The organism is Mycobacterium sp. GA-1199 (assembly GCF_001500045.1).
In the GTDB taxonomy this organism is placed as follows: Bacteria; Actinomycetota; Actinomycetes; order Mycobacteriales; family Mycobacteriaceae; genus Mycobacterium.
Map to the genome: position 1 here is coordinate 598,826 of NZ_LQIX01000001.1, position 19,386 is coordinate 618,211.

Genomic DNA, 19,386 nt, shown 5'->3' on the forward strand with positions numbered 1-19,386 from the left:
CGCGAGCAGGTCGAGCCTCATCGCACGTCCTCGGCGACCTTCTGGGTCTCTTGCTCGGCGGGCCCGATGTTGCCCAGGTAGTAGTCGTCATCGGTGGTGCCCGGCGCCATCGGATGCGGTGGCGGCAGCATGCCGGACCGCAACGGCGCCAACAGTTTGTCCTTACCCCAGATCAGGTCGGCGCGGTTGTCGTCGGCCATCTCGTATTCGTTGGTCATCGTCAACGCCCGGGTGGGGCAGGCCTCGATGCACAGACCGCAACCGATGCAGCGCAGGTAGTTGATCTGGTAGACGCGTCCGTATCGCTCACCGGGGGAATACCGTTCGTCCTCGGTGTTGTCGGCGCCCTCGACATAGATGGCGTCGGCGGGGCAGGCCCAAGCGCACAGTTCGCAGCCGATGCACTTCTCCAGACCGTCGGGGTAGCGGTTCAGTTGGTGCCGGCCGTGGTAGCGCTTGGCGACGGGCCCCGGCTTCTCCGGATACTCCTCGGTGATGGGTTTCTTGAACATGGTGCCGAAGGTGACCCCGAAACCCTTCAGCGCGTCGAGGAACTTAGGCATCGGCTGGCTCCTTGGTTGCGGTCTGGCCCGTGCTGCTCGGCAGGGGTGGGGTGGGGAAGATCTCCGGATCCAGCTTCTGCCGCGGGATGGCGCGAACGTTGCGTCGGCGCACCGCCCGCCACAACGCCACGGCGACCAGCAGTGTCGCGATGGCGCCGAGCGAGGCCAGCGTCGTCGTCACCTGGCTGAAACCCTCGTTGCGGAGCGCGCGCGCCGTGGCGACGATCATGATCCACGCCAACGAGAACGGGATGAGCACCTTCCATCCCAGCGCCATGAACTGGTCGTAGCGCATGCGCGGCAGTGTGGCGCGCAGCCAGAAGAACAGGAACATGAAGCCCCACACCTTGGCCACGAACCACAGCAGGGGCCACCAACCGGTGTTCGCGCCATCCCACATGTTGATGGGCCACGGTGCATGCCAGCCACCCAGGAACATCGTGGTGGCCAGCGCGGAGACCGTGGTCATGTTGACGTACTCGGCGAGCATGAACATCGCGAACTTGATCGAGGAGTACTCGGTGTGGAACCCGCCGACGAGCTCACCCTCGGCCTCGGGCAGATCGAAAGGCGCGCGGTTGGTTTCGCCCACCATCGAGATGACGTAGACGAGGAACGACGGCAGCAGCAGGAAGATGAACCACGTGCCGTACTGTGCGGCCACGATGCCGGAGGTCGACATCGAGCCCGCGTAGATGAAGACCGCCACGAACGACAGCGCCATCGCGATCTCGTACGAAATCACCTGCGCGCTCGACCGAATCCCGCCCAGCAGCGGATACGTCGACCCCGAAGCCCATCCGGCCAGCACGATCCCGTACACACCGATGGAGGTCGCCGCCAGGATGTACAGCACCGCGACGGGCATGTCCGTCAGCTGCAACGCGGTGCGGTGTCCGAAGATCGAAACCTCGCCGCCCATCGGGATGACGGCGAACGCGATGAAGGCGGGCACCGCGGAGATCACCGGTGCCGCAAGGTAGACGAACTTGTCGACGCCGGCGGGAACCAGACCCTCCTTGAGCGCGAGCTTGACACCGTCCACCAGCGACTGCAGAAGTCCCTTGGGGCCGACGCGGTTGGGCCCGAACCGCATCTGCATGCGGCCCAGCAGTTTGCGCTCGATCAGGATCGCGGAGAGGACCGACAGCATCAGGAACGCGAATATCGCGAGCGACTTGGCCAGGATCAGCCACCACGGGTCGTGACCGAACAGGGTGGGATCGGGATGGATCACGGTTCGGCCCGTCCGATCGACACGACGTCACCGGTGGACACCCCGAGGTTTCGGTGCACCGCCGAACCCGCCGAATTCAGAGGAAGCCAGATCACGCGGTCGTCCATCTCGGTGATGGCCAACGGCAGCGTGATCGTCCCACGCGGTGTCCTCGCGGTGACCAGATCGCCCTCCGCAGCTCCGATTTCGGCTGCGGTAGCGGCGGAGAGCCGCGCCACCGGCACCCGGGCGGTGCCCGCCAGATGCGGTTCGCCGTCCTGTAGCCGGCCCTCGTCGAGCAGCATCCGCCACCCCGCGAGCACCGCTTGTCCCTCGGCCGGCGGCGTCCGCTTCGGCGCAGGGACGTTCGGTGCCTCGGGACGTCGGCCCGCCCACATGCCCAGGCGCGACATCTCGTCCCCGGCGGCCGCCGCGGTCGGCAGGTTCAATGCGACGCCGATTTCGTCGGCCAGGAAGTTCAAGACGCGCAGATCGGGGATGGCGTTGGTCTTCAGTGACGGCTGGAACGGACGAAGTCGGCCCTCCCAGTTCAGGAACGAGCCGGCCTTCTCCACCACGGGCGCGATGGGGAAGACGACATCGGCGACCGCCGTGACCGCGCTCTCCCGCAGCTCGAGGCTGACGACGAACGGCGTGGACTCGATCGCGGCCAGCGCCGCTTCGGGATCGGGGAGGTCGTCGACCTCGACGCCGCCGACGAGCAGGGCGCCCAGTTCGCCGCTGCGCGCCGCCTCCAGAATCGCGGTGGTGTCGCGGCCCGGCACGGTGGGCAGCGCGCTGACGTGCCATGCCGCCGCGGTCTGCTCGACGGCCGCGCTGTCGGCGATCGGCCGGCCACCGGGCAGCAGGTTCGGCAAGGCACCGGCCTCAGCCGCGCCTCGTTCGCCCGCCCGTCTCGGCACCCAGGCCAGCCGGGCACCCGTCACCTCGGCCAATCTGCTTGCCGCAGAGAGGGCTCCGGGCGATGTGGCCAGACGCTCACCGATCATGATGAGCGCGCCCGGCAGCCGCAGCTGCGGGTCGTCGACCAGCCCGTCGAGGGCCCCGGCCTCGTCCCCCGGGGCCGCGGTGACCAGGCGGCCGCGCAGCTTGACCAAAGCGCGGCTGGCGAAGGGGGCGACGGAGACGACCTGCAACCCCTTCTTGCGCACCGCCTTGCGCAGCCGCAGGAACACGATCGGTGATTCCTCCTCCGGCTCGAACCCGGCCAGCAGGACCGCCGGCGCATTCTCCAGGTCGGCGTAGGTCACCGTCATCGGCTGCCCCGCGACACGGGCGGCGAGGAACTCGGCCTCCTCGGCGCTATGCGACCGGGCCCGGAAGTCGATGTCGTTGGTGTCGAGCACGATCCGGGCGAACTTGGAATAGGCGTAGGCGTCCTCGACGGTCATCCGGCCGCCCACCAGCACGCCCGCGCTTCCGGCCGCGGCCGCCAGCCCGTTGCCTGCCACCACGAGGGCCTCTGACCACGAGGTCGGTCGCAACTTGCCGTCCTCGTCGCGAATCAGCGGGGTGGTGATGCGGTCGCCCTGCGTGGTGTAGGTGAACGCCCAGCGACCCTTGTCGCAGTTCCACTCCTCGTTGACCTGAGGTTCGTCACCGGCCAAGCGCCGCATGACCTTTCCGCGCCGATGATCGGTGCGCTGGGCGCATCCCGATGCGCAGTGCTCGCACACGCTGGGACTCGACACCAGATCGAACGGCCGGGCCCGGAAGCGGTAGGCCGCCCCGGTTAGCGCGCCGACCGGACAGATCTGAACGGTGTTTCCCGAGAAGTACGACTCGAACGGTTCACCGGTCGCGATGCCGACCTGTTGCAGCGCACCGCGCTCGAGCAGATCGATGAACGGATCGCCGGCGATCTGCTCGGAGAACCGGGTGCAGCGCGCGCACAGCACACAGCGTTCGCGGTCCAGCAGCACTTGCGAGGAGATGTTGATCGGCTTCGGGAAGGTGCGCTTGACGTCTTCGAAGCGAGTTTCGGCGCGGCCGTTGGACATCGCCTGGTTCTGCAGCGGGCACTCGCCGCCCTTGTCGCACACCGGGCAGTCCAGCGGATGGTTGATCAGCAGGAACTCCATGATGCCCTGCTGCGCCTTGTCCGCCTCCGCCGAGGTGTACTGCGTGCGCACCACCATGTCCGGGGTGCACGTCGTCGTGCACGACGCCATCGGCTTGCGCTGACCCTCGACCTCGACCAGGCACTGTCGGCAGGCCCCGACCGGGTCGAGCAGCGGATGATCGCAGAACCGCGGGATCTGGATGCCGATCAGTTCGGCGGCCCGAATCACCAACGTGCCCTTCGGAACACTGACATCGACGCCGTCGATGGACAACTGGACCATCTCCACGCCGGTGTCCGCCCCGGTGTCGGCCGTCTGCGTCATCGGATCATCCCCCTAGCTCGCCACCCCATCACACGCCCACCTCTTCCATCGCCATCAGCGTGGACGCGTGCGGATCGAACGGGCACCCGCCGTCGAGGTGGGCGATGTACTCGTCGCGGAAGAACTTGATCGACGACATGATCGGGGCGGCCGCACCGTCCCCCAACGCGCAGAACGCCTTTCCGAAGATGTTGTCGGAGATGTCGAGCAGTTTGTCGATGTCGGCCTCCGTGCCCGCGCCCGTCTCGAGACGTTCGTAGATCTGCGCCAGCCAGTAGGTGCCCTCGCGGCACGGTGTGCACTTGCCGCACGACTCGTGGGCGTAGAAGTCGGTCCAGCGGCGCACCGCGCGCACGACACACGTGGTCTCGTCGAAGATCTGCAGCGCCTTGGTGCCGAGCATGGTGCCCACACCGGCCATCCCCTCGTAATCCAGTGGTACGTCGAGGTGTTCGTCGGTCAGCAGGGGAGTGGAGGACCCGCCGGGTGTCCAGAACTTCAACTGGTGCCCGGCGCGGACTCCGCCCGCATACTCCAGCAACTCGCGCAGCGTGATGCCCAGCGGCGCCTCGTACTGTCCGGGGTTGGTGACGTGACCCGACAGCGAATACAGCGTGAAGCCCGGCGACTTCTCCGAGCCCATCGACCGGAACCAGTCGATGCCGTTGAGCAGGATGGGCGGGACGCTGGCGATGGACTCGACGTTGTTGACCACCGTCGGGCAGGCGTAAAGCCCCGCGACGGCGGGGAATGGCGGCCGCAACCTCGGTTGTCCGCGACGGCCTTCGAGCGAGTCCAGCAGCGCGGTCTCCTCACCGCAGATGTAGGCGCCCGCCCCCGCGTGCACGATCAGTTCCAGGTCGAAGCCCGACCCTTGAATGTCGTTGCCGAGGAAACCGGCCTCGTGCGCTTCGGCGACCGCGGCGTGCAGCCTGCGCAGCACCGGCACCACCTCACCGCGCAGGTAGATGAAGGCGTGATGCGCCCGGATCGCGTAGGCCGCGATAATCGCCCCTTCGATGAGGAAGTGCGGGGTCGTCAACATCAACGGAATGTCTTTACACGTACCGGGTTCCGACTCGTCGGCGTTGACCACCAGGTAGTGCGGCTTGGCTCCGGCGCCGGTGTCGCTCTGCGGGATGAACGACCACTTCGTGCCGGTGGGGAAGCCCGCGCCGCCGCGACCCCGCAGACCGGACTCCTTCACCAGGTTGATGACCTCGTCCGGCTCCATCGCCAGCGCCTTCTCGAGGGCGCGGTAGCCGCCGTGACGACGGTAGGTGTCCATCGACCATGGTTCGGGCTCGTCCCAGAACCGGCTGAACACGGGTGTCAGATCTGTCATGCGCGTGAATCCGTTGTGTCTGGATCGGTTTCGACGGTGTTCGACTTCGGCGGGATGGTTGCCGAGGGGCCAGGTGCGGACGCGTTCTTGGTGGCCTCGACACCCGCCGTTTCGTCGTCGAGCGTCTCGGTGGAAGCGGCCGGGGCGTCGGCGTCGGGCGCCTGCATACCGCGTTCGCGCGCCACCCGTAGGCCCGCCAGCGTGGCCTCGCCGACCTTGTTGCCACCCGAGCGCGGGTCCGGCAGGCCCGCCAGTGTGCGCGCGGTCTCGCGGAACGTGCACAGCGGCGTACCCCGCGTCGGTTCGGGAGGGTCACCGTCGCGTAGCGCGTCGACCAGGTCGCGCGCCGACGACGTCGTCTGGGTGTCGAAGAACTCCCAGTTGACCATCACCACCGGTGCGTAATCACACGCGGCGTTGCACTCGACATGCTCGAGGGTGATGCGTCCGTCCGGCGTCGTCTCGCCGGCGTGCACACCCAGATGTTCCTGCAGCGCTTCGAGAATCGCGTCGCCGCCCATCACCGCGCACAGCGTGTTGGTGCACACCCCGACGAGGTACTCGCCGGTCGGGGTTCGCCGGTACATCGAGTAGAACGTCGCCACCGCCGTGACCTCCGCGTCGGTCAACCCCAACTGCTTGGCGCAGAACGTGATACCGGCGGGGGTCAGGCATCCGTCCTCTGACTGCACGAGGTGCAGCAACGGCAGCAACGCCGAACGCGATTGCGGGTAGCGCGAGATGATCCGCTCGGCGTCGGCGCTGAGCCGCGCCACGACGTCGTCCGAATACGACGCCGGCCCGTTGATCGGCGGGCCGGGTTCCTCGGGTCGCTGACCGAGCTCGAGGAATACGCTCATCGGTGCCCTCGCCTCTTCGCGCAAGCGCTCATCGGTGCCCTCGCCTCTTCGCGCAAGCGCTCATCGGTGCCCTCGTCCTCGTCGCGCAAGCGCTCATCGGTCCACGCCTCCCATCACCGGGTCGATCGACGCCACCGCAGTGATCAGATCGGCGACCATGCCGCCTTCACACATCGCGGCGACGGCCTGCAGGTTGTTGAACGACGGATCCCGGTAATGCACGCGGTAGGGGCGGGTGCCGCCGTCGGACACCATGTGTACGCCGAGTTCGCCTCGGGGGGACTCGATCGCGACGTAGACCTGCCCGGCGGGCACCCGGATTCCCTCCGTGACGAGTTTGAAGTGGTGGATCAGCCCCTCCATCGAGTGACCCATGATCCTGGCGATGTGCTCGGGGGAGTTGCCGAGCCCGTCCGGGCCGACCTTCAGGTCGGCCGGCCAACCCAGTTTCTTGTCCTCGATCATCACGGGTCCGGGCCGAAGGCGATCCAGGCACTGCTCGACGATTTTCAGCGATTCGTGCATCTCCTTGACCCGGATCAGATACCGGCCGTAGGAGTCGCAGCCCTCATCGGTGATCACGTCGAAGTCGTATGTCTCGTAGCCGCAATACGGCTGGGCCTTGCGCAGGTCGTGCGGCAGCCCGGTGGATCGCAGGCAGGGCCCGGTGATCCCGAGCGCCATGCACCCGGTCAGATCGAGATAACCGACGCCGACCGTGCGGGCCTTCCAGATGTAGTTCTCGTTGAGCAGGTCCTCGAGGTCCTTGAGCCGCTTGGGCATCAGGTCGAGCACCTCACGGATCTGCGGGATGGCCTCGTCGGGCAGGTCCATCGCCACCCCGCCCGGACGGACGTAGGCGCTGTTCATCCGCAGGCCCGTCACGGTCTCGAACACCGACAGGATCTGCTCGCGCTCACGGAATCCGTAGAACATCGCGCTCATCGCGCCCAGTTCCATCCCGCCGGTCGCCAGCGCGACAAGATGCGAGGAGATCCGGTTCAGTTCCATCATCATCACGCGAATGACGCTGGCGCGCTCGGGGATCGCGTCGGTGACACCCAGCAGCTTCTCGACACCCAGGCAGTAGGCGGTCTCGTTGAAGAACGGCGACAGATAGTCCATCCGCGTGACGAACGTGACGCCCTGCGTCCAGTTGCGGAACTCGAGGTTCTTCTCGATCCCGGTGTGCAGGTAGCCGATTCCGCAGCGAGCGGAGATGACCGTCTCACCCTCGATCTCGAGGACCAGGCGAAGCACACCGTGAGTCGATGGGTGCTGCGGCCCCATGTTCACGACGATGCGTTCACCTGCGTGCGCGGCGGCCGCGTCCTTGGCGGCCTTGACCACTTGGTCCCAATCCTGGCCGCCGACAACGACTACCGTCTCGTTGTCCGACGCGCCCGAGGACGAAGCGCCGCCCGGCGTGGGCGGGACGTGCGAAATGCTCATCAGCTGTAGGCCCTCCGTTGATCGGGCGGAGGAATCTCGGCGCCGTGGTATTCCACCGGGATGCCGCCCAACGGGTAGTCCTTGCGCTGCGGGTGCCCGACCCAGTCGTCGGGCATCTCGATCCGGGTCAGGGCGGGATGCCCGTCGAAGATGATGCCGAAGAAGTCGTAGGTCTCGCGTTCGTGCCAGTCGGTGGTGGGATAGACCTCGAACAGCGACGGGATGTGCGGGTCGGCGTCCGGTGCGGCGACCTCGATCAGGATCCGCCGGTTGTGGGTGATGGACATCAGCGGATACACCGCGTGCAGTTCTCGCCCGACTTTGTCGGGGTAGTGCACCCCACTCACCCCGAGACACAACTCGAAACGCAACTGCGGATCGTCTCGTAGCGTGCGGGCCACGACAGGCAGCTGGTCACGCTGCACCTCGAGGGTCAGCTCGTCGCGGTAGACCACGACGCGCTCGATCGATGCCGCATAACCGTCGTCGCCGAGCACCTCGGCGAGGCGATCGACGACCTCGTCGAAATAGCGGCCGTACGGACGCGGGGAGCTGCCGGGCAGCGCCACGGGTCGCACCAGGCGCCCGTAGCCGGAGGTGTCGCCCGACCCCTTGGCCCCGAACATCCCCCGGCGCACGCCGATGATCTTCGGTGCGCCCGCGCCGGTGCCGTTGCCGTTCGTCGCGCCCATCTTCGACTGCTCTTCCCCCGAGTCGCTGGTCATCGCAGCAGCCCTTTGAGCTCGATGGTCGGGGTGACGGCCAGCGCGGCCTGCTCGGCCTCGCGGATCGCCTCTTCCCGGTGCACGCCGAGCGGCATCTCCTGGATCTTGTCGTGCAGCTTCAAGATCGCGTGCAGCAGCATCTCCGGGCGCGGTGGGCAACCGGGCAGGTAGATGTCCACCGGGACGACGTGATCGACCCCCTGGACGATCGCGTAGTTGTTGAACATGCCGCCCGAGGATGCGCACACCCCCATCGCCAAAACCCACTTCGGCTCGGCCATCTGGTCGTAGATCTGGCGCAGCACCGGTGCCATCTTCTGGCTGACCCGCCCCGCCACGATCATCAGGTCGGCCTGGCGGGGCGTGGCCGAGAACCGCTCCATGCCGAACCGGGAGATGTCGAATCGCGGGCCGGCCGTGGCCATCATCTCGATCGCGCAGCAGGCCAACCCGAACGTCGCAGGCCACAACGAGCCCTTGCGGATGTAACCCGCCACCTTCTCGACGGTCGACAGTAGGATCCCGCCCGGCAGCTTCTCCTCTAGTCCCATGCCAGACCTCCCCGTCGCCATACGTAGGCGTAGGCCACGAACACCGCGGCCATGAACAGCAGCATCTCTACCAGGGCAAACAGCCCCAGACTGTCGAACGCGACGGCCCACGGGTACAGGAAGACGATCTCGATGTCGAAGATGATGAACAACATCGCGGTCAAGTAGTACTTGATCGGAAACCGCTGGCCGGTCGGCTGACCGGACGCACCTCCGTGCGGCACCGGCTCGATGCCGCATTCGTAGGCCTCGAGCTTGGCCCGGTTGTAGCGACGCGGGCCGACCAGCAGAGCAATGGCAACCGAGCCGACCGCGAACGCAGCCGCAATAGCGCCAAGCACCAGGATTGGCGTGTACAAATCCATACCGAGCAAACGCTCCCTCGTGGGCTGTTCGATGTGAGCTTACCCACACCCTAGCGCCCTTTGGGATGCGCGCCACACCTTTTGGTTAGTATCGCTATTGGCAACGCGTGGCTATGTCGTCATGCCTCCAATAGGCAAGTGCGACAGGTGTTTACGTGTTTTCTGGCTATTGCACCAGGGTGCGCATCAGCGATGCCACGGCGTCGCCGAGCCGGATCGGATCGATCGGATGGGGAACGGCGGCTTCCGCGCGCGACCAGCGGGCCAGCCACGCGTCATCGGGCCGGCCGGTGAGCACCAGGATCGGCGGGCAGTCGGCGATCTCGTCCTTGAGCTGCTTGGCGATTCCCATCCCGCCGACGGGGGTGGCTTCGCCGTCGAGGATCACCAGATCGAACCCGCCTTCATCCATCTGGCGAATGACCATGGGGCCCGTCGCCACCTCGACGTAGGTCAGCTCTGGCAACTCCGGATGCACCCGCTTACCGAGCGCGAGTTGTACCTCTTCGCGGGTCCTTGGGTTGTCGCTGTAGACGAGGACCCGCAACGGACGCGATGAGTCGGCCATGCCGTGATCGTACGGCTAGCGGGTGTGCCGGAACACCAGGTCGCCGGAGATCGTCGACTTGTCGCCGATCATGCCCACGAGGTTTCCGTCGACCCCGAAGTCCCGCCGGCTGATGGTTGCCTTGGTGGCCAGCCGCATCCCGCCGTCGCCGACCGGTGTGACCTTGGTGCGCAGTGTCAGCGGTCGGGTCGTGCCCTTGATCGTCAGTTCGGCTCGCAGGTCGATGGTGTCGCCGTCGATCGCGTCGGCTCCGGTGATGAGCACGCTGATCTCCGGATGGGTCTCTGCTCCAAAAAAATCGGCGGAGTGCAGGTGTTCATCGCGTTTACGGATACCGGTACGCAGTGACGCGGCTTTGATCTCGATATGCCCGGAAACGGTTTGTGGCGCGGATAATTGGCCGTCACCGCCGAATTCGGTGAACCGGCCCTTGACGGGCACGAGGCCCCACATCGACTTGCTGCGCACCGTGATCGTGGACTGGGCCGGGTCCAGCGTCCATGTTCCCGTCGAAGCGGGATCACTGAAAAGCTCACTCAGACTTACCATGTCGTCTCCTGGTTGAATGTTCGGCGTCGCCGCCGGATCGTTACGCGGGCTCGAGCAGTGGAGCGATCTCCGCCGGGTCGAAGTACTCGTCGATCCGGCTGATCAGGCCGTCGGCGCCCAGCTTGATGATGATGCCGACGCGCATCGCGATGACGCCGCCGTTGTGTCCTGCCGCGTGCAGGATGTGCTGCTGGACCAACCCCCCGTCGAACAGCTGTCGATCGATGACCTCGTATCGGCGTTGGGAGGTGGTGTCGATGAACCAGTGGAGGACTCGAAGTGCCCGGTCCTTGTCGCGGTCGCGGTCGGCCACCTTCCAGACCACGATGTCGTCGTGCCACAGCCGCGAAATCGTGTCGCGGTCGCCGGACTCGATGGCCGCGAACAAGCGATCCGCCACGTCGGTGACGGTGTCGTGGGCAACGGTCACGTGATCCTCCTTGACCTCAACGCCGATTGAGGTTGAACACTGGCGGCATGGATGTGACACCTACTCTCTCGCTATTCGACGACGCCTACAAGAGCGGGACCGCACCATGGGTGATCGGCGAGCCGCAGCCGGCGATCGTCAAACTGGAACGCTCCGGCCTGATCCGTGGCACGGTGCTCGACGTCGGCTGCGGCGCCGGTGAGCACACGATCCTGCTCACCGGACTCGGTTACGACGTGCTCGGCGTCGACTACGCACCGTCGGCGGTCGATCATGCGCGCAAAAACGCCGAGGCAAAGGGTGTCGACGCGCGGTTCGAGGTCGCCGATGCCATGGATCTCGGGAAGGCCACCTACGACACCATCGTCGACAGCGCGCTGTTCCACATCTTCGATGAGACCGACCGCGCCAGATACGTAGCCAGTCTGCGTGCGGCGTGCCGGCCGGGCGGCGTGGTCCACGTGCTCGCGCTTTCCGACCGCGGCCGCGGATTCGGCCCGCAGGTCAGCGAATCCGACATCCGCGACGCGTTCGGCGACGGTTGGCTGCTGGAGTCGCTGGGGGAGACCACCTACCGTGGCGTCGTTCACCCCGCCCAGGCCGATGCCATCGGATTGGCGGCCGGAAGTCTCGTCGACGAACCGGCGTGGCTCGCCCGAATTCGCCGCCGCCCCTCCTGAGCGATTTGTGCGTGATTCCGTTCGCTCAGCGATCGTTTTCACTCACAAATCGCATCAGTAGCCGGGGTGGTTGACGTCAAGGCGGTGCCGCACGATTGTCCGCAGCACGGGCAACAGCTCTGCGGCGCGGCCGTCGAGCTCGCCTGAGCGGATCGCGGCGGCCAGTTCGGGTTCGTCGCGGTAACCGAGTTCGCGCAGGGCTTCGGTGACCTCGCCGGAAGACGTGTCGAGTAGTTCGCGTTCGACGATGCGCAACACATTGGCCGCGACGCGGGCGTGGAAGTTGACCTGGCCCGCATCGGCGGATCCGGTGGCGTTGCGGACGTCCTTCTCGAGGAAGCCGGCGACGGCGGCGACGAGTTCAGCCGCCGTCGGTCGGCCGTACAGCCAGCTCATCGCGGTCCTCCTCCTTCGAGCAGATCCAACACGTCCCACTCGGTTTCGCTGACCCGCCGTCCGATCGCGGCCAGCTCGACCGACTCCGTCTGCCCCGACAGGTGACGTTCGGCCTGGTATCTGCAGATGACGCCCCACCGCAGGGTGGCCACGGTCAACCACCACCGGAACGCCTCCCGGTCCAGCGTCACGCCCGCGGCCGATTCATAGGCGACCAGGAAGTCCTCGACGCTGCCCAAACCGCCGGCACCGCGATCCTCCGGCGCGCCGAAACGCCATGCCCGGATACAGAACCAGGCCAGGTCCTCATAGACCTCCCCGATGTGGACGAGCTCCCAGTCCAGCACCGCCGCCAGCCCAGTGTCGTCGACAATCAGGTTGCCCATCCGGAAGTCACCGTGCACCAGCACGTGCTGCGACGACGGCGGGCGGTTGCCCTCGAGCCAGCGGAATGCCCATTCGAATGTCGCTGTGGTATCGCCCATTTCGTCGAGGCGAGCCCGCCATTCGGACAGCTGATCCGACGGCGGCACCTCAATCCCCTGGTGGTCCGCGCGGTGGATGGCAGCAAGCGCCTGAGCGCACTGGACCAGCAACCGCTCGCGGCCGGGATCGTCCAGCGAGCGATAAATCCTGCGCACGATCGTCTCACCGCCGATGGCGTCGCAGATCAGATACGGATTACCCAGTGCGGCAGGGGAGTTGTCGGCGGTGAGGATGTGGGGCACCGGCGCCCCCGCGGCGGCCGCCCGTTGCTGAACGGCGGCTTCCAGTTCCATGCTCGCGTGGACGTCGTCGGGCGGGCCCGTGCGCAGAATCAGGGCGCGACGGGTGTCGGTGACCGCGTCGAACGCCCACGTCGTGCGGCTCGCCCCGCCGGTCAGCGCGTGCAGATTCTCGACGGCGACGCCCTCGCCGAGCACCGGGGCGAGGACGCCGGTGAGAGCGTCGGCGAGTTCGCGGCTCAACGCTTGCCGAACCCGAACAGCCGCTGTGCCACCCGCCGGATCTGAATCTCCTCGGCTCCCTCGGTGATCCGGTACCGCCGGTGATGGCGGTAGATGTGTTCGAACGGTTCGTGCCTGCTGTAGCCGACGCCGCCGAACACCTGCATTGCGCGGTCGGCGGCATCACAGACCAGCCGGTTGGCACGATAGTTGGCCATCGACACCTTGTCCGAGACCTCCATGTGGTGGTTGCGGTCCAACTCCGTTGCCGCGTAATACACCAACAGCCGCACCATCTGCGCTTCGGTCTGCAACTCCACCAGAGGCCACTGCACGGCCTGGTTCACGGCCAGCGGCTTGCCGAAGACCTTGCGGTCTCCCGCGTACTGCACGGCGCGGTCGATGCAGTATTGCGCGGCGCCGAGGCTGCTGGCCGCCTGGCGAATCCTGTTCTCGTGCAGGAACGTTTGGCCCACCTCCAGGCCGCGGTCGATCTCACCGAGCACCGCGTCGGCGGGCACCCGGACGTCCTTCAGTTCGACCTCGCCGTGGTCGGTCGGCATGTTGAACGACCACCAGTAGTACGGCACGGTGAATCCGGGGGCGTCGGTGGGCACCAGGAACGCGGTGATGCCGCGGGCCTGTCCGGCTTCTCCGGAAGTGCGGGCGAACACCAGATCGTGGGTGGCGCGGTGCACTCCGGTGTTGAATCGTTTGGCGCCGTTGATGATCCACTCGTCACCGTCGCGCACCGCGGTGGTCTCCATCCAGGTGGCGTCCGACCCGTGTGCGGGCTCGGTGAGGCCGAAGGCCATCGACCGTTTGCCGGTGATCAACGCCTCGGTCCACTCGGCTTTCTGCGCGTCGGTGCCGAACCGGTCCATCATGATGACCTGCGGGAAGTTGCCGACGATCGACGACTCGTTCTGCAGGTCGTTGTGCAGCCCGAGGCCCTTGTGCGCGAGATGTTCGCGGATGACGGCCATGTCGATGTTGCTTCCGTCGCGGCCACCGAACCGCGACGGCAGCCCGTAGCGCAGCCAGCCCGCCGCGTCCGCGCGCCTGCGCATCTCGTCGAGCAGGTCCTCCCATTCCCGGCGAGGGATCCCGTCGTTGTCCCAGTCCGTACGGGCATGTTCGCGACGCTTGTCGAAGAACTGGATGTTCTCGCGTTCCAGCGGCTTGATCTCTGCCTCGATGAAGGCGTCCATGTCGGCGAGGAGTTGGGGCAGATGGTCGGGCAGAGCGAAATCCACGTTGATTTCCTTTCCGGGGTTCAGAAACCGTACAGCGTCTTCTTCCAGATCCTCGACAGCGTCGCGATCGCATCCTCGTCGGTCAGCTCGATGCCGAGGCCCGATGTTCCGACGAAGACGGTGGTGAAGTTCTCGAACAGCAGCGCGATGGCCGCCGCGGTGTGCTCGGGATTGAGTTCGGCGCCGTAGCCCTGCTCCTGTGCTCGGCGCACCGACGCGGCGACGACGTCCATCCCCAGCCGGCGAAACTCGTTCTGCACCGCGGCGAACCGGGGTTGGGTTGCGGCCAGTTGCGCCACCGCGATCATGATCCCGATGTTCTGTTTGAACATGTTCCAGTAGCCGGTGACCACGCTGCGGAAGAACGCGTCGTCCTCCGGTGATTCCGGTAGGTCCAGCGCCCCGCCGGACGGTGCCACCACCTCGCGCAGGAACGACTGCGCGAGCACCGCCAGCAGGTCTTCCTTGTCCGTGAAGTAGCGGTAGAAGGAAGCCGGGGACTTACCCGCCGCCGAGGTGATGTCGCCGAGCGTCGTACCGTGAAAACCCCGTTCGGCGAACAGCTTCCGCGCGGCCTTTTCGATGGCCTCGCGGGTCTGGCGGCCCTTGGCGCTCAGCGTTGCCGACGGTCCGGTGGGCACGTGCGCTCAGTTCAGGATTCGGTCGCCGGCGCGCAGCAGCGAACTCGGAAGATCGTGTCCGACCAGGCGTTGCGCCACACCCGCCGCTTCGATCGCGGCGACCAGGTCCACATCGACGCCGATCCCGCTGTCGCGCAACAGATACACCAAGTCCTCGGTGGCGATGTTGCCGCTCGCGCCGGGTGCGAACGGGCAACCGCCGAGCCCGCCCACAGACGCGTCCAGCCGGGTGATGCCCGCCGTGACCGCCGCATAGGCACTGGCCAGCCCGGCCCCGCGGGTGTTGTGGAAGTGTGCGCCGAGCGGGATCTCGCCGACCATCGGGCGCAGCGCCTCGATCGTCTCGGTCACCCGCCGCGGGGTGGCGGTACCGATGGTGTCGGCGATCGCCAGCCGGTCAACCTCGCTCGACAACGCCGTCGTCATCACGTCGACGACCCGCTGATGCGGTGTCGGCCCGTCGAACGGACAGTCCCATGTGGTCGCGACGATGACCTCGACGCTGGCCCCGCTGTCGTGCGCGATCGCGATGATCTCCGGAATCAACGCCGTCGACTCTGCCGACGTGCGGCCCACATTGGCGCGGCTGTGGCCGTCGGCGGCCGACACCACGTACTCGATCGACGACAGCCCCGCCGCGATCGCTCGTTTGGCGCCGTTCGGGCTGGCCACCAGCGCGGAGAATTCGATGCCGTGCGAATCGCGGTACTCCTGCAGATGCGTGGCGAGATCGGCGGCGTCGGCCAGGGCGGGCACCTTCGACGGCGAGACGAACGCCGTCGCCTCCATCTCGCGCACCCCCGTGGCGGCGACGGCGGCCAGCAGTTCGAGCTTGGCCGACAACGAAATCGGATCCTCGATTTGCAGGCCGTCACGCAGCGAAACGTCCCGTATCTGCACGTGTTCGGGTAGTTCGTTCACAGCACTCCCTCCGCCCTGAGCGCGTCGAGTTCGGCGGGACTCTTGCCGAGCAGGCCGCAGTAGACCTCGTCGTTGTGTTGGCCGGGTGCGGCCGGCCCGGCATAGCGCACGGTCCCGGGTGTCTCCGAGAGCACCGGCACGACGCCGGGACCCAGCACGGGCCGTCCGACCCGATCGTCCCAGTGCTCGACGAGCATCCCGCGCGCCCGCAGCTGCGGATCCTCCACGACCTCGGCGACGGTGTTGATCGGTCCGGCGATCACGCCTGCGGCACTGAGGGTTTCGATGATGTCGGCGGGTTGGTGTGCTGCGGCCCAGTCGCCGATGATCTTGTCCAGTTCGTCCTGATTGCGTCCGCGGGCAACGTGGTTGGCGAACCGGTCGTCGGTGGCCAGTTCGGGGCGGCCCATCGCTTCACACAGTCGACGGAAGACGGTGTCCTGGTTGGCCGCGATCACCACCCAGCTTCCGTCGGCGCTGCGGTAGATGTTCGACGGTGCGATACCCTCCAGCCGCGTGCCCGACGGACCGCGCACCACGCCACCGACGTCGTAGTCGGGGATGGTGGATTCCTGGACCGCCAGGCAGGCCTCGGTGAGCGCCGCGTCGACGACCTGACCGTCCCCGCTCACCGAGCGGCGGTACAGCGCGGCGAGCGCGCCCTGTGCGGCGAACATGCCCGCGAGGCTGTCGCCCAGCGACAGCGCCAGTCGGGGCGGCGGGCCGCCGGGGAAGCCGTTCATGTGGCGAAGGCCGCTGGCGGCCTCGGCGACCGAGGCGTAGCCCGCCTTGTGCGCCTCGGGCCCGGTCTGCCCGTAACCGGAGACGCGCACGAGGATGATCCCGCGATTGCGTTCGCGCAGCACGTCGTAACCCAGGTTCCACTTCTCCAGCGTGCCCGGCCGGAAGTTCTCGACGATGATGTCGGAGCGCTCGACGAGGTCGAGGAACAGGGCGCGGCCACCGTCGGTCCGCAGGTTCAGCGTGACGGCTTTCTTGTTGCGCGCGTGCACGGTCCAGAAGAAGTGATGGCCGTCGAGCTCGGCCTGGCCCCACGTGCGCAGGGGATCCGGGGCGCCCGGCGACTCGATCTTGATCACCTCGGCCCCCATGTCGCCGAGCAGGCGTCCGGCGAACGGCCCCGAGATCAATGTGCCGACCTCGATGACGCGGATGCCGTCCAGCGGACCCGTGACGCTCATCGCGAGAAGCCGTGCCTGTGCAGCCAGTCGGTGACGACCCCGACCGCTTCGCGCAGCTTGTCGCGCTGGTCGGCGCCCGCGTAATAGTGGTTCGCGCCCGGGATCTCGTGCATCTCCTTGTCATGATGCCCGATCGCCTCGTAGAGCCTGCGGGTGTGGCTCGGTGTGCACGCGTCGTCGGCGAGGTTGCCGATCACCAGGGTCGGCACCGCGATGTCCGGACCGCACGCCACCGCGTCGCCGTTGGCGTCGTCGTAGCTCCATTGCGACAGCCAGCTGCGCAGGGTGCAGAACCGAGCGAGCCCGACCGGGCTGTTGTTCACCACCTGGGGGTCACCCAGGTAGCACGTTCCCGGGGTGCGTTCGTTGGGGTCGACGGCGGGGTCCAGCCATCGGGGGTCGGCCATGGTGCCGTGCACGACGAACGCGAACTCGTCATCCGGCCGGCCCGCGGCTTTGAGTTCGGCGAGTTTGTCCTTGACCCACTTGGTGATTCGCCGGTTGCGGTCGATCTGCGCTTTCCGGTAGCGGTCGAGGAACTCCTGGGTGTAAGGCGGCTGGTTGGGGTTGTCCGGGTTGTACAGATCCAGTTCCGGATCGCGCCTGGTCGGATCGGACTCGTCGAGGATCGACGCGTCGAGCCACTCGGTCAGGGTGCCGTGGCGACTGATGTGGGCGGCCAGCAGCATCAACCCGTCGGCGGGGATGAGGCCGAGCTTGGTGAGATCCGGCCCGTCGCCCGACGGGCTCGCGGTGATCGTGGGGTGCTGGGCCTGCTGCTGGTAGAACACCGACAGCGACCCGCCGCCGCTCCACCCGGCCAGCACGACCTTCGAATAGCCCCAGCGGTTCTTGGCGTCCTTGATGCATTCGCCGAGGTCCTCGACGACCTTCTCCATCAGCAGCGCCGAGTCGGTGCCGCGGAATCGGCTGTTGCAGTAGATGACGTGGTGTCCCGCCCGGGCCAACCCGTTCATCATCGGCAGGTAGGCGCCGCCGCCGATCGGGTGCATGAACACCAGCACGGTGTCTGAGGGTTTGTCTTTGGGCCGCAACAGGTGGCTTTCGAGCACCACCAGCTCAGCCACCCCGCCGTACACGTCGCGGACGCCCGACGTGTTCTGGTAGGCAACGAGATACGGAATGCGGTCGTACTCGTGTTTCACGGCCGTCGTCACGCGTGCTGCCCCAGATCGTTGGCCAGCACCTCGGCTGACGGGGTCAGCCGCCGGGTCGTGTCGACGGAGATGACATACCAACCGACGCGGTCCTGTTCGTCGAACTTGCGCCGCGCGCGCTCGCGGGCCTTCTCCGGTGCGCCGTGGTGCACACCCTGGGGGGCGTGGCTGACCAAGCCGGGCGGCATCGGAATACCGAACAGGTCGCCGCCGTGGAAGAAGGAGACCTCGTCGTAGTCGACGTTGCGGTGGTACCACGGCGGACGCTCGGTACCGGGAACGCTCTCGGCGGGCCGGGGCAGGAAGTTCATCACCGCCACACCCGTCGCCTGCATGAACAGGTGCACGGTCGGCGGCAGGTGCACGCTCTCGCTGGCGATGACGTTGTAATCGGCGATGTTGAAGGTGAACGGGAAGTTGTCGCCGCGCCATCCTTCGACGTCGATCGGATTATGTTGGTAGAACAGCGATGTCGGGCCGCCGTCGTGAACCAGGCGGACTTCGTATTCGGTTCTGCCGTCATCGTCGATGGGCTGCGGTTCGGGCACGGTGACCTGTGACGGGTCGAACGGGAAGTGCCTGCCGAGCGGCCCCGGCGGCGGCACGCGGAACTCGGCGGTGGCCTCGATCATCAGCAGCGTGGTTTCGTCGTCGGGAATCTGACGCCAGGTCGTCGCCTTCGGCACGTAGACCCAGTCGCCCTCGCGATAGGGCAGCGGTCCGAACTCCGTTTCGAGCCGACCGGAACCGCGGTGCACGAACGACAGCAGATCCCCGTCGACGTGCCGCACGTAGAACGGCATCTCCTCGCTGCGCCGGCTCAGCGAGATCCGGCAGTCCGGGTTGCTGAACAACAGCAGCGGCGCGCCCGCGGCATCGGTGGCGTCGCCGGGTTTGAGCTCGCTGGTCATCACGTCGACCGGCCGCAGCGGTCCCGATGCCCGGTACGCGGTGGGGTCGTGGCGGCGATAGATGTTGGCGGTGCGGCCGACGAATCCGCCGCGGCCGAGTTCGTCGTCCTTGAGGCCGTCGAGGTCGGCGTGCAGGCGTTTGGGGGTGCGGCCTTTGCGCAGGTGGATAAACGATTCCATGATTCGCTCCATCGACGATGACGGCGGGGCCGCGGAAGACCA

The 19,386-nt window shown here is 66.9% G+C and carries 21 protein-coding genes; 1 reads left to right on the plus strand and 20 read right to left on the minus strand.

What is annotated here, in order from left to right; translation table 11 throughout:
* Nucleotides 1-17: 17 nt before the first annotated feature.
* From nuoI to AU198_RS02965, 12 genes are all read right to left on the minus strand, one after another.
* The gene (nuoI, locus tag AU198_RS02910; RefSeq protein WP_064345917.1) at nucleotides 18-563 is read right to left on the minus strand and encodes an NADH-quinone oxidoreductase subunit NuoI; all 546 of its coding nucleotides are present in this window, start codon (nucleotides 561-563) and stop codon (nucleotides 18-20) included.
* Entirely contained in the window at nucleotides 556-1,800 is a 1,245-nt protein-coding gene (gene nuoH, locus AU198_RS02915) for an NADH-quinone oxidoreductase subunit NuoH (RefSeq protein ID WP_064345918.1), read from the minus strand. The genes nuoI and nuoH overlap by 8 nt, the downstream gene beginning before the upstream one ends.
* Nucleotides 1,797-4,187 (minus strand): NADH-quinone oxidoreductase subunit G, encoded by a 2,391-nt coding sequence (locus AU198_RS02920; protein WP_064345919.1) that lies wholly within the window; start codon nucleotides 4,185-4,187, stop codon nucleotides 1,797-1,799. The genes nuoH and AU198_RS02920 overlap by 4 nt, the downstream gene beginning before the upstream one ends.
* A 28-nt stretch (nucleotides 4,188-4,215) precedes the next feature.
* A complete protein-coding gene (gene nuoF / locus AU198_RS02925; RefSeq protein ID WP_064345920.1) occupies nucleotides 4,216-5,532 on the minus strand; it encodes an NADH-quinone oxidoreductase subunit NuoF in 1,317 nt (438 codons plus the stop codon).
* Nucleotides 5,529-6,392, minus strand: coding sequence for an NADH-quinone oxidoreductase subunit NuoE (gene nuoE / locus AU198_RS02930; RefSeq protein WP_064345921.1), 864 nt, complete (start codon nucleotides 6,390-6,392; stop codon nucleotides 5,529-5,531). The genes nuoF and nuoE overlap by 4 nt, the downstream gene beginning before the upstream one ends.
* Before the next feature lie 93 nt (nucleotides 6,393-6,485).
* A complete protein-coding gene (nuoD, locus tag AU198_RS02935; RefSeq protein ID WP_064345922.1) occupies nucleotides 6,486-7,844 on the minus strand; it encodes an NADH dehydrogenase (quinone) subunit D in 1,359 nt (452 codons plus the stop codon).
* The gene (locus tag AU198_RS02940) at nucleotides 7,844-8,569 is read right to left on the minus strand and encodes an NADH-quinone oxidoreductase subunit C (protein ID WP_286141426.1); all 726 of its coding nucleotides are present in this window, start codon (nucleotides 8,567-8,569) and stop codon (nucleotides 7,844-7,846) included. Before AU198_RS02940 ends, nuoD begins: the two co-directional genes overlap by 1 nt.
* The gene (locus AU198_RS02945) at nucleotides 8,566-9,120 is read right to left on the minus strand and encodes a NuoB/complex I 20 kDa subunit family protein (RefSeq protein ID WP_015305533.1); all 555 of its coding nucleotides are present in this window, start codon (nucleotides 9,118-9,120) and stop codon (nucleotides 8,566-8,568) included. Before AU198_RS02945 ends, AU198_RS02940 begins: the two co-directional genes overlap by 4 nt.
* Nucleotides 9,111-9,485 (minus strand): NADH-quinone oxidoreductase subunit A, encoded by a 375-nt coding sequence (locus tag AU198_RS02950; protein ID WP_064345923.1) that lies wholly within the window; start codon nucleotides 9,483-9,485, stop codon nucleotides 9,111-9,113. Before AU198_RS02950 ends, AU198_RS02945 begins: the two co-directional genes overlap by 10 nt.
* 166 nt (nucleotides 9,486-9,651) lie before the next feature.
* On the minus strand, nucleotides 9,652-10,053 hold the full coding sequence (locus AU198_RS02955; protein WP_064345924.1) for an Rv3143 family two-component system response regulator: 402 nt from the start codon (nucleotides 10,051-10,053) through the stop codon (nucleotides 9,652-9,654).
* Between the two features lie 15 nt (nucleotides 10,054-10,068).
* On the minus strand, nucleotides 10,069-10,602 hold the full coding sequence (locus AU198_RS02960) for a YceI family protein (protein ID WP_064345925.1): 534 nt from the start codon (nucleotides 10,600-10,602) through the stop codon (nucleotides 10,069-10,071).
* Between the two features lie 40 nt (nucleotides 10,603-10,642).
* Nucleotides 10,643-11,032: a nuclear transport factor 2 family protein gene (locus tag AU198_RS02965; RefSeq protein ID WP_064345926.1), complete on the minus strand. Its 390-nt coding sequence runs from the start codon at nucleotides 11,030-11,032 to the stop codon at nucleotides 10,643-10,645.
* A 47-nt stretch (nucleotides 11,033-11,079) separates the two neighbouring features.
* Here AU198_RS02965 and AU198_RS02970 point away from each other — a divergent pair, with 47 nt between their 5' ends.
* Nucleotides 11,080-11,712, plus strand: a complete 633-nt coding sequence (locus AU198_RS02970) for a class I SAM-dependent methyltransferase (protein WP_064345927.1) — start codon at nucleotides 11,080-11,082, stop codon at nucleotides 11,710-11,712.
* A 54-nt stretch (nucleotides 11,713-11,766) separates the two neighbouring features.
* On the opposite strand, the gene AU198_RS02975 is transcribed toward AU198_RS02970, so the two are convergent.
* The 8 genes from AU198_RS02975 to AU198_RS03010 are packed head-to-tail and all read right to left on the minus strand — an operon-like array spanning nucleotide 11,767 to nucleotide 19,344.
* Nucleotides 11,767-12,108 carry a DUF6285 domain-containing protein gene (locus tag AU198_RS02975; RefSeq protein ID WP_064345928.1) on the minus strand — a complete coding sequence of 114 codons (342 nt, stop codon included), beginning with the start codon at nucleotides 12,106-12,108 and terminating at the stop codon, nucleotides 11,767-11,769.
* Nucleotides 12,105-13,076, minus strand: coding sequence for a phosphotransferase family protein (locus tag AU198_RS02980; protein WP_064345929.1), 972 nt, complete (start codon nucleotides 13,074-13,076; stop codon nucleotides 12,105-12,107). The genes AU198_RS02975 and AU198_RS02980 overlap by 4 nt, the downstream gene beginning before the upstream one ends.
* Nucleotides 13,073-14,311 carry an acyl-CoA dehydrogenase family protein gene (locus AU198_RS02985; protein ID WP_064345930.1) on the minus strand — a complete coding sequence of 413 codons (1,239 nt, stop codon included), beginning with the start codon at nucleotides 14,309-14,311 and terminating at the stop codon, nucleotides 13,073-13,075. Before AU198_RS02985 ends, AU198_RS02980 begins: the two co-directional genes overlap by 4 nt.
* Nucleotides 14,312-14,331: 20 nt before the next feature.
* Nucleotides 14,332-14,952: a TetR/AcrR family transcriptional regulator gene (locus AU198_RS02990; protein WP_064345931.1), complete on the minus strand. Its 621-nt coding sequence runs from the start codon at nucleotides 14,950-14,952 to the stop codon at nucleotides 14,332-14,334.
* Nucleotides 14,953-14,958: 6 nt separating this feature from the next.
* Entirely contained in the window at nucleotides 14,959-15,873 is a 915-nt protein-coding gene (locus tag AU198_RS02995; protein WP_064345932.1) for a hydroxymethylglutaryl-CoA lyase, read from the minus strand.
* Nucleotides 15,870-17,075: a CaiB/BaiF CoA transferase family protein gene (locus tag AU198_RS03000; protein WP_064345933.1), complete on the minus strand. Its 1,206-nt coding sequence runs from the start codon at nucleotides 17,073-17,075 to the stop codon at nucleotides 15,870-15,872. The genes AU198_RS02995 and AU198_RS03000 overlap by 4 nt, the downstream gene beginning before the upstream one ends.
* Complete coding sequence (locus AU198_RS03005) at nucleotides 17,072-18,253, minus strand: alpha/beta hydrolase family protein (protein ID WP_064345934.1); 1,182 nt, start codon at nucleotides 18,251-18,253, stop codon at nucleotides 17,072-17,074. The genes AU198_RS03000 and AU198_RS03005 overlap by 4 nt, the downstream gene beginning before the upstream one ends.
* Nucleotides 18,250-19,344, minus strand: coding sequence for a homogentisate 1,2-dioxygenase (locus tag AU198_RS03010; RefSeq protein ID WP_064346043.1), 1,095 nt, complete (start codon nucleotides 19,342-19,344; stop codon nucleotides 18,250-18,252). Before AU198_RS03010 ends, AU198_RS03005 begins: the two co-directional genes overlap by 4 nt.
* Nucleotides 19,345-19,386: the final 42 nt, after the last annotated feature.

Bases quoted from the DNA above. Each gene is read 5' to 3' on its own strand.
- nuoD (WP_064345922.1), bottom strand. From the start codon at position 7,844: ATGAGCATTTCGCACGTCCCGCCCACGCCGGGCGGCGCTTCGTCCTCG.
- AU198_RS02975 (WP_064345928.1), bottom strand. From the start codon at position 12,108: ATGAGCTGGCTGTACGGCCGACCGACGGCGGCTGAACTCGTCGCCGCC.
- AU198_RS03010 (WP_064346043.1), bottom strand. From the start codon at position 19,344: ATGGAATCGTTTATCCACCTGCGCAAAGGCCGCACCCCCAAACGCCTG.
- AU198_RS02920 (WP_064345919.1), bottom strand. From the start codon at position 4,187: ATGACGCAGACGGCCGACACCGGGGCGGACACCGGCGTGGAGATGGTC.
- nuoE (WP_064345921.1), bottom strand. From the start codon at position 6,392: ATGAGCGTATTCCTCGAGCTCGGTCAGCGACCCGAGGAACCCGGCCCG.
- AU198_RS02960 (WP_064345925.1), bottom strand. From the start codon at position 10,602: ATGGTAAGTCTGAGTGAGCTTTTCAGTGATCCCGCTTCGACGGGAACA.
- AU198_RS03000 (WP_064345933.1), bottom strand. From the start codon at position 17,075: ATGAGCGTCACGGGTCCGCTGGACGGCATCCGCGTCATCGAGGTCGGC.
- AU198_RS02955 (WP_064345924.1), bottom strand. From the start codon at position 10,053: ATGGCCGACTCATCGCGTCCGTTGCGGGTCCTCGTCTACAGCGACAAC.
- nuoI (WP_064345917.1), bottom strand. From the start codon at position 563: ATGCCTAAGTTCCTCGACGCGCTGAAGGGTTTCGGGGTCACCTTCGGC.
- AU198_RS02950 (WP_064345923.1), bottom strand. From the start codon at position 9,485: ATGGATTTGTACACGCCAATCCTGGTGCTTGGCGCTATTGCGGCTGCG.
- nuoF (WP_064345920.1), bottom strand. From the start codon at position 5,532: ATGACAGATCTGACACCCGTGTTCAGCCGGTTCTGGGACGAGCCCGAA.
- AU198_RS02970 (WP_064345927.1), top strand. From the start codon at position 11,080: ATGGATGTGACACCTACTCTCTCGCTATTCGACGACGCCTACAAGAGC.
- AU198_RS02945 (WP_015305533.1), bottom strand. From the start codon at position 9,120: ATGGGACTAGAGGAGAAGCTGCCGGGCGGGATCCTACTGTCGACCGTC.
- AU198_RS02940 (WP_286141426.1), bottom strand. From the start codon at position 8,569: ATGACCAGCGACTCGGGGGAAGAGCAGTCGAAGATGGGCGCGACGAAC.